9 protein-coding genes are annotated in these 11,849 nt (G+C 63.2%); 6 read left to right on the top strand and 3 right to left on the bottom strand.

All coding sequences use genetic code 11. The features are described from left to right. Window positions 1-73: 73 nt before the first annotated feature. Window positions 74-1,447 (bottom strand): 30S ribosomal protein S12 methylthiotransferase RimO, encoded by a 1,374-nt coding sequence (rimO, locus tag LL962_RS11995; RefSeq protein WP_228317042.1) that lies wholly within the window; start codon window positions 1,445-1,447, stop codon window positions 74-76. Window positions 1,448-1,627: 180 nt separating this feature from the next. Between rimO and LL962_RS11990 the strand changes: the two genes are divergently transcribed. The 4 genes from LL962_RS11990 to LL962_RS11975 all read left to right on the top strand — a co-directional run bounded on the left by LL962_RS11990 (window position 1,628) and on the right by LL962_RS11975 (window position 3,499). Beyond that, a complete protein-coding gene (locus tag LL962_RS11990) occupies window positions 1,628-2,290 on the top strand; it encodes a dienelactone hydrolase family protein (protein ID WP_228317041.1) in 663 nt (220 codons plus the stop codon). After that, the gene (locus tag LL962_RS11985) at window positions 2,287-2,721 is read left to right on the top strand and encodes an HIT domain-containing protein (RefSeq protein ID WP_228317040.1); all 435 of its coding nucleotides are present in this window, start codon (window positions 2,287-2,289) and stop codon (window positions 2,719-2,721) included. Before LL962_RS11990 ends, LL962_RS11985 begins: the two co-directional genes overlap by 4 nt. Window positions 2,722-2,749: 28 nt before the next feature. Continuing rightward, window positions 2,750-2,917: a LiaI-LiaF-like domain-containing protein gene (locus LL962_RS11980; protein WP_003486900.1), complete on the top strand. Its 168-nt coding sequence runs from the start codon at window positions 2,750-2,752 to the stop codon at window positions 2,915-2,917. Window positions 2,918-3,316: 399 nt separating this feature from the next. Further along, window positions 3,317-3,499, top strand: coding sequence for a LiaF transmembrane domain-containing protein (locus LL962_RS11975; protein WP_228317039.1), 183 nt, complete (start codon window positions 3,317-3,319; stop codon window positions 3,497-3,499). 35 nt (window positions 3,500-3,534) lie between these two features. Here LL962_RS11975 and dcd read toward each other — a convergent pair whose 3' ends face one another. Then, window positions 3,535-4,104, bottom strand: a complete 570-nt coding sequence (gene dcd / locus LL962_RS11970; protein ID WP_228317038.1) for a dCTP deaminase — start codon at window positions 4,102-4,104, stop codon at window positions 3,535-3,537. Between the two features lie 97 nt (window positions 4,105-4,201). Then, window positions 4,202-5,053, bottom strand: a complete 852-nt coding sequence (gene apbC, locus LL962_RS11965) for an iron-sulfur cluster carrier protein ApbC (RefSeq protein WP_104587408.1) — start codon at window positions 5,051-5,053, stop codon at window positions 4,202-4,204. Between the two features lie 336 nt (window positions 5,054-5,389). On the opposite strand from apbC, the gene LL962_RS11960 reads away from it, so the two are divergent. Both LL962_RS11960 and LL962_RS11955 read left to right on the top strand, forming a co-directional pair. After that, window positions 5,390-8,380 (top strand): TonB-dependent receptor plug domain-containing protein, encoded by a 2,991-nt coding sequence (locus LL962_RS11960; RefSeq protein ID WP_228317037.1) that lies wholly within the window; start codon window positions 5,390-5,392, stop codon window positions 8,378-8,380. A gap of 364 nt (window positions 8,381-8,744) precedes the next feature. After that, complete coding sequence (locus tag LL962_RS11955; protein ID WP_228317036.1) at window positions 8,745-11,837, top strand: TonB-dependent receptor; 3,093 nt, start codon at window positions 8,745-8,747, stop codon at window positions 11,835-11,837. Window positions 11,838-11,849 lie beyond the last annotated feature (12 nt).

Raw genomic sequence — 11,849 nt, 5'->3', positions numbered from 1 at the left:
TCTTGGGTGGGCGCCCCATCTCGATCCCTTGTTTCCACGTTGGGATCATAGATTACCATTATGTAAACACCCTCTAAATCATCTGCAGGTTCAATGCCCGCCCCGGCTGCACCGCTCGGTCAGACGGCAGCGCATCGCCGAACAGGTCGTGCTCATCGCTGTCGGTGATTTCCACGTCGACCAGGTCGCCGACCTTCAGGCCAAGCTCGCCACCGTTCTGGATATGCACCAGGCCATCGATCTCCGGCGCATCGGCGCGCGAACGCGCCACGGCGATGTCGTCCTCGATCAGGTCGACCAGGCATTGCTGCACGCTGCCGATCTTGGCCTCCAGCCGCGCGGCGGAGATCTCGGCCTGCCTGGCCATGAAGCGGGCCAGCCGCTCCTGCTTCACCTCTTCCGGCACCTGATCCGGCAATGCGTTGGCGCTGGCGCCGTCCACCGGCGAATACGCGAACGCGCCGACGCGATCCAGCTGCGCCTGGTCCAGGAACTCCAGCAGCGATTCGAACTCGGCATCGGTCTCGCCGGGGAAGCCGACGATGAAGGTGGAGCGCACGGTGATCTCCGGGCACATCGCCTTCCAGCGCTGCACGCGCTCCAGGGTCTTTTCCACCGCACCGGGCCGCTTCATCAGCTTGAGGATGCGCGGGCTGGCGTGCTGGAACGGGATGTCCAGATACGGCAGCAGCTTGCCTTCGGCCATCAACGGGATCACGTCGTCCACGTGCGGGTACGGGTAGACGTAATGCAGGCGCGTCCACACACCCAATTCCGACAGACCTTCACACAGCGCCTTCATGCGGGTCTGGTACATGCGGTCGCGCCATGGGCGCTCGGCATACTTCAGGTCCACGCCGTAGGCGGAGGTGTCCTGCGACACCACCAGCAACTCCTTGACCCCACCGCGCACCAGCCGCTCGGCCTCGCGCAGCACCTCGTCCACCGGGCGCGAAGCCAGGTCGCCGCGCATCGAGGGAATGATGCAGAAGCTGCAACGGTGGTTGCAGCCCTCTGAAATCTTCAGGTATGCGTAATGCCGCGGGGTCAGCTTGATGCCGTAATCGGGCACCAGATCCACGAACGGGTCGTGACGCGGCGGCAGCGCCGCATGCACCGCTTCCATCACGCTCTGGTAATCCTGCGGCCCGGACACCGCCAGCACCTGCGGATAGGCCTCGCGAATCTGCTCCGGGCGCTTGCCCAGGCAGCCGGTGACGATGACCTTGCCGTTGGCATTCATCGCCTCGCCGATCGCGTCCAGCGATTCGGTCACCGCCGAATCGATGAAGCCGCAGGTATTGACCACCACCACGTCGGCGGCGGCGTAGCTGGGCACGATGTCGTAGCCCTCCACGCGCAGCTGGGTGAGGATGCGTTCGGAATCGACGAGCGCCTTCGGGCAGCCAAGGCTGACGAAGCCGACTTTGGGGTTCAGCTGGGACATGGAAGCAGGAGCCTGGGAACGGAGCGGCCTGGGGCCTGAGCAGGCCAATTATAGCGGCGCGCGGGCAGCGCTCTGAACCGCCGCGCCGCGCCAGCCCGGCCGGCTTTGCGAAACCCTCACTTTTCGCCGTACGGATCCGGTCGATAATGCGCGTCTCCCCGCCGCAGATCAGGAATTCCCATGGGTCATTGGACCACGCTGGATACCCCCGACGGCCAGGTCGCCGCCTGGCACGCCACCCCCGCTTCCAGCCCGCGCGGCGGCCTGGTGGTCATCCAGGAGATCTTCGGCGTCAACGAGCATATCCGCGCGGTGGCCGACGACTACGCCGCACGCGGTTACGAGGTCCTGGCGCCGGCCTTCTTCGACCTGGAAGAGAAAGACGTGCAACTGCCCTACGACCAGGACAGCCTCAAGCGCGGCCTGGCGCTGGCCAACGCGGTGGGCCTGGAGCGTGCGGTGGAGGTGGTGAAATCCGCCGCCACCCTGCTGAGCCGCGCCGGCAAGGTGGGCACCGTCGGCTATTGCTGGGGCGGCTCGGTGGCGCTGCTGTCGGCCATCCGCCTGGGGCTGCCGGCAGTGAGCTATTACGGCGGCCGGAACACGCAACTGCTGGACGAAACCCCGAAGGCGCCGGTGATGTTCCATTTCGGCGAACGCGATACCAGCATTCCGCCGGAGGCCATCCAGGCGCACCGCGAGAAGCTGCCGCAGATGGAAACCTTCGTCTATCCCACCGGCCACGCCTTCAACCGCAGCGTCGATCCCAATCACTACGACGCCGACAGCGCCGAGCGCGCGCTGCAACGTACCCTGGGATTCTTCGAGGCCCACCTGGGATGAACGATGCCGCACCGGGAACGCCTCCAGGCGATTTCCAGCTCGACCCGCGCCTGGCAGCGGACAGCGTGTTCGTCGCCGACGGGCCGCTGTCGCAGGTGCGGCTGATGGACGACGCCCGCTTCCCCTGGCTGGTGCTGGTGCCGCGGGTGGCCGATGCAAGCGAATGGATCGATCTGGATGGCGGCCAGCAGCGTTTATTGCTGGCCGAAATCAACCAGCTCTCGCAGTTGCTGCGCGCCGAACCCGCGGTGAGCAAGCTCAATATCGGCGCGCTGGGCAACATCGTGCGCCAGCTGCACGTGCACCTGGTCGGCCGTCATCCCGGCGATGCGGCCTGGCCAGGGCCGGTGTGGGGCAGTGGCAGTGCGCAGCGCTTCGATCCCGACGCCCTGCAACAGCGTGTCGCTGCGTGGGCGCAACGGCTACGATAGGCACCCGTTCGCCACCTGCCTTGCTCGCATGAAATCCAACGTCGTTGCCGCGCTGATCCTGATTCTGGTCGGCCTGCTGTTCCTGGCCAACAATCTGGGCTGGACCAACCTCAGTCTGGGCCGGCTGATCGCCACCTGGTGGCCGGCGGCGCTGGTCGCTTGCGGCATCGGCATGCTGTTCGGGCGTGGGAAGTAGGTGGGGCTGGGATTCGGGATTCGGGAATCGGGAATCGGGATTGGTCACAGCGTGCACTTGCGCTGAAGATTCTCCGTTCGGCGGCTCGTTGTGACGGCAGGAACGTGATTCCCGGTCCTGGCACTACAACCGAATCGCGCAAGTCCCTTCTCCCACCGGGAGAAGGTGCCCCGCAGGGGCGGATGAGGGTACGGGCGGCGCCCCGTGCCCCACTGATCGCAGCACCTCAAACTTTCAGCTGCTGCGCTTGATCGCAGGAGCGCCGGCTACCCGCGTGCCGCTGTCGCCCTAGAGGCAACAGTCAACATGACGACTGTCATCTGCAACTGTTGACTTCCGGCACCTGATTGACGGGCGCAACGGGCGCAGCATGGCCTCACACCCGACGAGGACGCTGCCATGTACCGACTGATTCCCGGCCTGTTCCTGATCATCCTGGGCGGGTTGTTCCTGCTCAACAACCTCGGCCTGACCCGCATGGACCTGGGCCAACTGATCGCCGCCTGGTGGCCGCTGATGCTGATCTGGGGCGGAGTGCACCAACTGGTCCGTCGTCGCCAGGGAATGCTGACGACCGACTGAGCCTCCGGCCCACGCGACTTCGCGCGCTCCCGCCATCAGGTGCGCGGCAAGGTCACCCCGGTCTGACCCTGATACTTGCCGCCACGGTCCTTGTAGGAGGTCTCACAGATCTCGTCGGACTGGAAAAACAACATCTGCGCCACGCCTTCGTTGGCGTAGATGCGCGCCGGCAGCGGCGTGGTGTTGCTGAATTCCAGCGTCACATGGCCTTCCCACTCCGGCTCCAGCGGCGTCACGTTGACGATGATGCCGCAGCGCGCGTACGTGCTCTTGCCCAGGCACACCACCAGCGTGTCGCGCGGGATGCGGAAATACTCCACCGTGCGCGCCAGCGCAAAACTGTTCGGCGGGATGATGCACACGTCCGACTCGATATCCACGAAGCTGCCCGGATCGAAGTGCTTGGGATCGACGATCGTCGAGTTGATGTTGGTGAACACCTTGAACTCGCGCGAGCAGCGCACGTCGTAGCCATAGCTGGAGGTGCCGAAGCTGACGATGCGCTGCCCTGCGGCATCGTGCTTGATCTGGCTGGGTTCGAACGGCTCGATCATCGCGTGCTGTTCGGCCATGCGCTTGATCCAGCGGTCGCTCTTGATGCTCATGCGGTGTTCCTTGAAGACGGAAGGCGGCGGGCCGGACGGCCCGCGCGTAAAGACGGCAAAGTCTAGCAGCGGCTGCTGGTGGCGGCCGGCCTGAACGCTAGAGCAAAGAGGCCGAGATCGGGATGCTGGCGCGCGGACGCTTGCCCAGCTCTTCCGCCAGGCGCGCCGCAGCCGCCAGATAGGCCTGCGCTGCCACCGACTCCGGTTCCGCCACCACGATCGGCCGGCCGACATCGCCCTGCTCGCGGATCCCGATATCGAGCGGCAGCGATCCCAGCAGCGGCACCGCGTACTGTGCGGCCATGCGCTCGCCGCCCCCGTCGCCGAACAGATGTTCGCGATGGCCGCATTGGCGACAGGTATGTACCGCCATGTTCTCGACGATACCCAACACCGGCACCTCGACCTTTTCGAACATCTTCAAGGCCTTGCGCGCGTCCAGTGTGGCGATGTCCTGTGGGGTGGTGACGATCACCGCGCCGGCGACCGGAATCTTCTGCGAGAGCGTGAGCTGGATATCGCCGGTACCCGGCGGCAGGTCGATCAGCAGATAGTCCAGATCGTCCCACAGCGTGTCGTTGAACAATTGGGTCAGGGCAGAGGTGGCCATCGGGCCGCGCCAGATCATCGGGGTGTCCTGGTCGACCAGCAGGCCGATCGACATCGCCTCGATGCCAAACGCGCGCAGGGGTTCGATCGATTTATTGTCCGGACTGTCCGGCCGGCCGCTCAGGCCCAGCATCGCCGGCACGCTGGGGCCGTAGATGTCCGCATCCAGCACGCCCACCCGCGCGCCGCTTTGCTGCAAGGCCAGCGCCAGGTTCACCGCCGTGGTCGACTTGCCCACCCCGCCCTTGCCCGAGCCCACCGCAATCACATTGCGGATACGCGGATGTGGCGTCAGCGCGCCCTGCACCGCGTGCGCGGCGATCCTGCGTTCGCTGCTCATGCGCAGCCCACTGCCGCGGTGGCGGGCTCAGCGCGCCATCGATCTTTCGTCATCGTTGCCATCGTCCATCCAGTTCGTCGTGCGCAGCTGCCGCGGCGTGCGCAACGCCACGCGGCTGCGCGGAAAGAGCGTAAGTGTACCGGCTGCCACGACACCTGCAGACGCGTTACCGGCCTTCCACGTTGCAGGCCGCCCACACAGAGGATGTGTCAAATCTTGCCGTATTTCACAAATGTGGACACATGATTAAGAAGTTGTTACGTTCGGAATTCAGTTCAGCCGCCACTCAGCGAGCGCGGCTGGTTCGTACGCATTTTTGCAAGGAATCTGCACCTCATGTCGACTCGTTCCCAGCCACTCACCCGTCGCCATCGCTTGAGCGCCGCCCTGTTGGCTGCTTTGGTTGCTCCTGCCGGCCACGTGGCCGCGCAATCCGATACCGGCCTCGCATCCGGCACCACCGATCTGGACAAGGTCACCGTCACCGGCTCGCGCATCGCGCGTACCGGCTTTGTCACGCCCTCTCCGGTGACCGCGATCAGTGCCGAAGAGATCCGCGCCACTGGCGCGACCACCATCAGCGACCTGATGGCGCGCATGCCGGCGCTGGCGCCGAGCTACACGCTGGGCAACTCCACCCGCTTCATCGGTACTGCCGGCCTGGGTTTGCTCGATCTGCGCGGCATGGGCGTGGACCGCACGCTGGTGCTGGTGAACGGCCGCCGTCACGTGGGCTCGAGTCCTGGCTCGACCGCGGTGGACGTCAACACGATTCCGGTGGAATGGGTCGAGCGTGTCGAAGTCATCACCGGCGGCGCCTCGGCGGTGTACGGCGCCGACGCGGTGGCCGGCGTGGTGAACTTCATCCTCAAGAAATCCTTCACCGGTTTCGAAACGCGTGCGCAAACCGGCCTGGCCGACGAAGGCAACTACAACCGCTCGTTCGCCAGCTTTTCCGCCGGCACCGACTTTGCCGAAGGTCGCGGCAACGTCGCCATCTCGGCCGAGTACAGCAAGCAGGACCGGTTCGGCCGCGGCAACCGGGCGATCGGCCGCGAATACCTGGTCAGCGTGCAGAACCCAAGCTTCGACCCTACCCGCCCGCCGAGCGAGAGCAATCCGCAGACCGTGTTGAGCGGCCCGGGCGGTAACCACTCGACCTCCTACGGTGGCACCTTCAATCTGGGCACCTTCGACTTCCGTAACCCGGCGAGCTACGGCAACCGTTACCTGTTCAACCCAGACGGCAGCTTCCGCCGCAACCGCTACGGCGGCACGGTGGTGAGCAATACCTCCTGCGTGGATTGCGACTTCGTCGATCTCAACGCCGTGGCCGATCTACAGCCAGGCTTCGATCGCAAGAGCGTCAACACGATGGTCAACTTCGAGCTCAGCGAGAACCATCGCGTGTTCTTCGAAGGCAAGTACAGCGAGACCGATTCGGAGTTCTTCGGCCAGCCGGCGTTCGACAGCTCCTTGCGCGTGCGCCGCCAGAACCCGTATGTCAGCCCCCAGCTTGGCGCACTGATGGATTCGCGCGGTGCCACCCAGATCCTGATGAACCGCTTCAACGTCGATGCTGGCCGCCGCGGCGAGAACATCGAGCGCAAGACCTACCGCGCCGTCCTCGGTGCCGAGGGCAATTTCACCGACAACTGGACCTACGACGTGTCCGCCAACTACGGCAAGACCACCGTGGACCGGCTCAATCTCAACAACCGCATCAACGAGCGCTGGCAGGCCGGTATCGATGCCGCGCGCGATGCCAGCGGCAATATCGTCTGCCGCACCACGCTGGATCCGACTGCGGTCAACCCCAACACCGGGCGCGTGTATTCGGCGCTGGCACGCGAAGGGTGTGTGCCCTTCAGCATCTTCGGCAATGGCGCGGTCACTCCGGAAGCGGCCGCCTGGTTCAACACCACCGCGCGTTCGCAGGCAAAGATCCAGCAGACCGTATTCAACGCCTCGGTAGCCAACAGCAGCCTGCTCTCGCTGCCGGCTGGCGACATCGGCATCGCCGGCGGCGTGGAATACCGCAAGGAACAAAGCGAGGAGATCACCGATCCGTTGGCCGCCTCCGGCGTGACCTTCCTCAACGCCATTCCCAACAGCGGCGGCGAGTACAACGTCAAGGAAGTCTTCGTCGAAAGCACCATTCCGCTACTGGCCGGGCTGCCGGGCGTGGACCGTCTGGCATTGGATCTGGCGGGGCGCTATTCGGATTACAGCAGCATCGGCTCGACCAAGACCTGGAACATCGGCCTGGACTGGACCATCATCCCGTCGTTGCGCCTGCGCGGCACCCTGGCGCAGGCGGTGCGTGCTCCCAGCATCGGCGAACTGTACGACTCGCAGAGCGAGAACTTCGCCAGCATCAACGACCCCTGCAACTACCTCCCCACCAACAGCAATCGCCCCGGTACGGCCGGCGATGTGGCACTGCGCCAGGCCAACTGCAGCGCGCTGGGCATTCCGGTAGGCTGGATCGATACCTACACCGCCACCCGCCCCGGCGTCAGCGGCGGCAATCCGGAACTCAAGCCCGAGCGCGCGCGCAGCCTGTCCTACGGCCTGGTGTGGCAGCCGGAGTTCTTCGAAGGGTTCGGCATGTCGATCGACTACTGGCGTATCGATCTGCGCGACGCCATCGGCACCGTGACGGCCGAAACCAATGCCACGCGTTGCGTGGACAACCCCGGCGGTATCAACAACAGCTTCTGCGGCTTCGTGCAGCGCGCTCCGCTGGGCGGCTTCACCGATCCACAGGGCCGCATCTATCCCGAACACAGCATCATCGGCTGGCAGGCGCTCAACGAGAACCTGGCACGCTCGCGTCGCGTCGGCGTGGATCTGGAAATGGATTACCGCTTCCAGATCGGCGAAGGCAACACCGTGCTGCGCTTGGTCGGCACCCGCTTGATCCAATCGCGCGAATGGGTGTTCCAGGACTTCCCGCAGGAATACGACGAATACGTAACCTACGTGACCGACCCGCGCTGGCGTGCGCAGTTCCAGACCAAGTACAACTGGAACGAATGGCGCGCCTCGTGGGACATGAACTATGTGGACGGCAACCTGCGCGTGACCCCGGAGAGCTACAACAGCAACCCGGGATCGGCCAGCCCGATCAAGAACGGCGCGTACACCTACCACAACTTCCAGTTCGGCTATCAGTTCCCCGGCTCGAAGATCGACGTCTACCTGGGCATCGACAACGCCTTCGACAAGGATCCGCCGCGCAACTACTTCGGCTCGGATTTCACCTCTGCGCTATACGACAACGTCGGCCGGTTCTTCTACCTGGGAACCACGGTCAGGTTCTGATTGCCAGACCCGGACCAGGGCGATGCAACAAGGACAGAAGCCCCGCACGCCGGGGCTTCTGTCTTTGCAATCGACCATCGCCGGTATCGATCGCCTCGCGCGGGGGAAGCAGAACGTCGGCGCCCTGCTTGATGTGTATCGGACGTCACCAGACGCTGATTACGCTTGAGGTCGCCAGACCCGCAGCGCATGTCACATCGAAATTGTGCGTGATTAAGCGGTTCTGATGCGGATCCCATCTAATTCAGCCACGACCTCGTCCAACTGCTTGCGCTAATGAACACATATTCATTACGTTCGCGTTAAGGCCGTCTGACTCCCCGGTGACCGCCCTTAACCTAATCTCAGCACAAGAAGGTCAGGAATGAGCAAGCAAGTACGACGCCAACTCGTCAAACGCACCGCCCTCGCGGTCGTCCTGGGCACGTGTCTCAGCAATGGCGCGGTCTATGCACAGAGCACCACCGGCAGCATCTACGGCAGCGCTCCGGCCGAAGCCGGTAGCACGATCGTGGTTCAGAGCGACACCGGCCTGAGCCGCACCATCACGGTCGATGCCAACGGCCGCTATAACCTCGGCTCGTTGCCAGTAGGCGCTTACACCGTCACGCTGAAGCGCGGCGATCAGGTCATCGACACCCGCAAGAATGTGCAGCTACGCGTGGGTTCCGGCACCGAAGTCTCGTTCGCCGGCGCCAGCGCGGCGGGCAGCAATGCGGATGCCACCACGCTTGGTGCAATCACGGTCACCGCTGCCAACGCACCCAAGATCGATGTCAGCTCCACCAGCTCGCGCTCGGTGATCACCTCCGAGCAGCTGGCAACGCTGCCGCTAGGCCGTAGCGCCGAAGCGATCGCGCTGCTCGCACCGGGCGCAGTCGCAGGCAGCGGCGCATTCAACAATGGATCCCGTTCGGTGGTGTCTTTCGGCGGCTCCGGCGTCACCGAGAACGCGTACTACATCAATGGCTTCAACGTCAGCAATCCCTTGAGCAATCTGGGCGGCGTCAGCCTGCCTTATGGCGCCATCGACCAGCAGGAAACCTATACCGGTGGTTACAGCGCCAAGTATGGCCGCTCCACTGGCGGCGTGATCAACCAGTTGGGCAAGCGTGGTACCAACGAATGGCGGTTCGGCGCACAGGCGATTTGGGAACCCAAGAACCTCGCAAGTTCCGTTGGAGACGTCTGGTATCCCAGCAATACATTGAACGCGAATCCACGTTACAGATACGAAGATCCTGAACTTCCTGGCACGATGTACCGTAGCAGCAAGGGCGACGTGCAAAGTCGCACCGTTTATAGCGCTTACGCGGGCGGTCCATTGATCGAGGACAAACTGTTCATCTTCGTGGCCGGCGAGACCGACAAGACCGATGGCGCCGTCACCAGCACTGCCACGGCGGCCAGAGCACAGGGACGCAATCACTACGACTACAGCTCTCCCAAGTTCTACGGGAAAGTGGATTGGAACATCAACGACAGCAATATCCTGGAGTACACGCGTATCGAGAACACCGATCGCCGTGCTGGCTCCTATAGCAACTACAGTTACGACACCATGTCGGACGGCGGTCCGTCGGGCTTGTTCCCGGATACCTTCAAGATCAAAGACACCTACGATGTCTTCAAGTACACGGGCTATATCACCGACGACCTGACCCTAAATGCGATGTGGGGCAGAAGTACACAGCACAATCAGCAGTTCAACCCGCTGGTTTCGTCGCTCCCGTTCATTGCAGGGTTGAACCTGCAGAATCCGGCGATCACCGGCGGCACACCGATTTCCAACGCCCAGGCGACCAACAGGTCGAAGGCAGACGATCCGATCAACAAGACCCGTAACCTGCGCCTGGAATTGAATTACCGGCTCGGCGATCACGACCTCACTGCAGGCGTGGACAACATGTACTTCAATGCCTACGACGAAGGCGTTCGCACGACCGGCCCTGGATACCAGTGGACCTACGGGCGCGCTGTGGATGAGGTCACTCCTGTTCGCGGCTCATTAGGTGTCGGGGCCACCGGTGCGGGAACCAATGGGTACTACGTGCAGCAACGCATCTTCACCACCACCACCAGCATGGCCGTGGAACAGAAGGCGTACTACGTAGAAGACCGCTGGCAGGTCAACGATCATTGGTTGGTGACGCTGGGTATCCGCAACGACAAGTTCACCAACTTCAACAGCGACCATGTCCCTTACGTGGACAGCGGCGACCAATGGGCTCCACGTCTTGGCGCAAGCTGGGACGTCTTCGGAGATTCGTCGCTGAAGGTCTTCGCAAACCTTGGTCGTTACTACCTCGCCCTGCCTAACCAGGTCGCAATTCGCGGCGCATCGGCATCTACGTTCACGGACGAGTATTTTGCTTACACCGGCATCGACGCAAACGGCGAACCGACCGGGCTTCGCCCCATCGGTCCCGGACCGGTTTCCAGCAATGGTGAGTTCGGCCAAGCGCCGGATCCCAATGCGTTCGCACCGACAGACCTGAAGTCTCAGTACCAGGATGAATTCATCCTCGGGTTCGAGAAGACGCTCGGCGAAAGCTGGAACTCGGGCGCGAAGGTGACGTATCGCAAGCTGCAGGCCGCCATCGACGACGTCTGCGACACCGCACGCATCGCTGACAAGATCGACGCCAATGGCGGGGATTCCGGCAGCGTCAGCATCCCCGGCTGCGTGATGTTCAATCCTGGCAAGACCAATACCTATAACCTCGCCAACACCAACGGCTCCGGCTATACGCAGGTGGCGATGTCGCAGGCGGATTGGGGTTTCACCGACAAGGCCAAACGTAGCTACGTATCGGTCGACCTGTTCGTGGAGCATCCCTTCAACGAGAAGTGGTACGGCCGCGTCGACTACACCTGGTCACACAGCTATGGCAATACCGAAGGCCAAGTGAAGTCCGATCTGGGACAGGCCGACATATCGAAGACCCAGGACTGGGATGCGGCTGCGCTGATGTACTACGCAGGCGGCAGCCTGGCCAACGACCGTCGACACCAGCTGAAGGCATTCGGCGCATATCAGATCAATCCGGAATGGATGGCTTCGGCAACGCTGCGTGTCATGTCCGGCACGCCGATTTCCTGCCTGGGCTTCTACGGCGGCCCGGATGCGGAGTCTGTTAACTACGACCCGATCGGCTATGGCTCTGGTTATCACTACTGTGGTGGCGAACCGTCCCGCCCTGGCGATGCGGGCCGCACCCCGTGGATCAAGAACCTGGATCTCGGTTTGACCTACCGCCCCGGTTTCGCCGATCACAAGCTGGCTATCGGCGTGCAGGTCTTCAATGTCCTCAACGACCGTACAGTCAATCGAGTGGACGGTGTATACGAAGGAGATTCTCCGTTCGTCGTTTCCAACACCTACCGGGTCGGTCTGCAGCCTTATAACTACAACACGCCACGTTACGTTCGTCTAACCGCATCGTACGATTTCTGATCGATGCTCGGC

The sequence above is a fragment of the Xanthomonas sp. NCPPB 1067 genome (assembly GCF_020783795.1).
Classification (GTDB): domain Bacteria; phylum Pseudomonadota; class Gammaproteobacteria; order Xanthomonadales; family Xanthomonadaceae; genus Xanthomonas; species Xanthomonas melonis.
Note: the sequence above shows the minus strand (reverse complement) of the source record. Positions and strands in the feature narration are given on the sequence as shown.

What these genes read in the sequence shown, in the direction of transcription:
- LL962_RS11955 (WP_228317036.1), top strand. Translation starts at nt 8,745, where the DNA reads ATGAGCAAGCAAGTACGACGCCAACTCGTCAAACGCACCGCCCTCGCG.
- dcd (WP_228317038.1), bottom strand. Translation starts at nt 4,104, where the DNA reads ATGAGCATCAAGAGCGACCGCTGGATCAAGCGCATGGCCGAACAGCAC.
- LL962_RS11960 (WP_228317037.1), top strand. Translation starts at nt 5,390, where the DNA reads ATGTCGACTCGTTCCCAGCCACTCACCCGTCGCCATCGCTTGAGCGCC.
- apbC (WP_104587408.1), bottom strand. Translation starts at nt 5,053, where the DNA reads ATGAGCAGCGAACGCAGGATCGCCGCGCACGCGGTGCAGGGCGCGCTG.
- LL962_RS11990 (WP_228317041.1), top strand. Translation starts at nt 1,628, where the DNA reads ATGGGTCATTGGACCACGCTGGATACCCCCGACGGCCAGGTCGCCGCC.
- LL962_RS11980 (WP_003486900.1), top strand. Translation starts at nt 2,750, where the DNA reads ATGAAATCCAACGTCGTTGCCGCGCTGATCCTGATTCTGGTCGGCCTG.
- rimO (WP_228317042.1), bottom strand. Translation starts at nt 1,447, where the DNA reads ATGTCCCAGCTGAACCCCAAAGTCGGCTTCGTCAGCCTTGGCTGCCCG.
- LL962_RS11985 (WP_228317040.1), top strand. Translation starts at nt 2,287, where the DNA reads ATGAACGATGCCGCACCGGGAACGCCTCCAGGCGATTTCCAGCTCGAC.
- LL962_RS11975 (WP_228317039.1), top strand. Translation starts at nt 3,317, where the DNA reads ATGTACCGACTGATTCCCGGCCTGTTCCTGATCATCCTGGGCGGGTTG.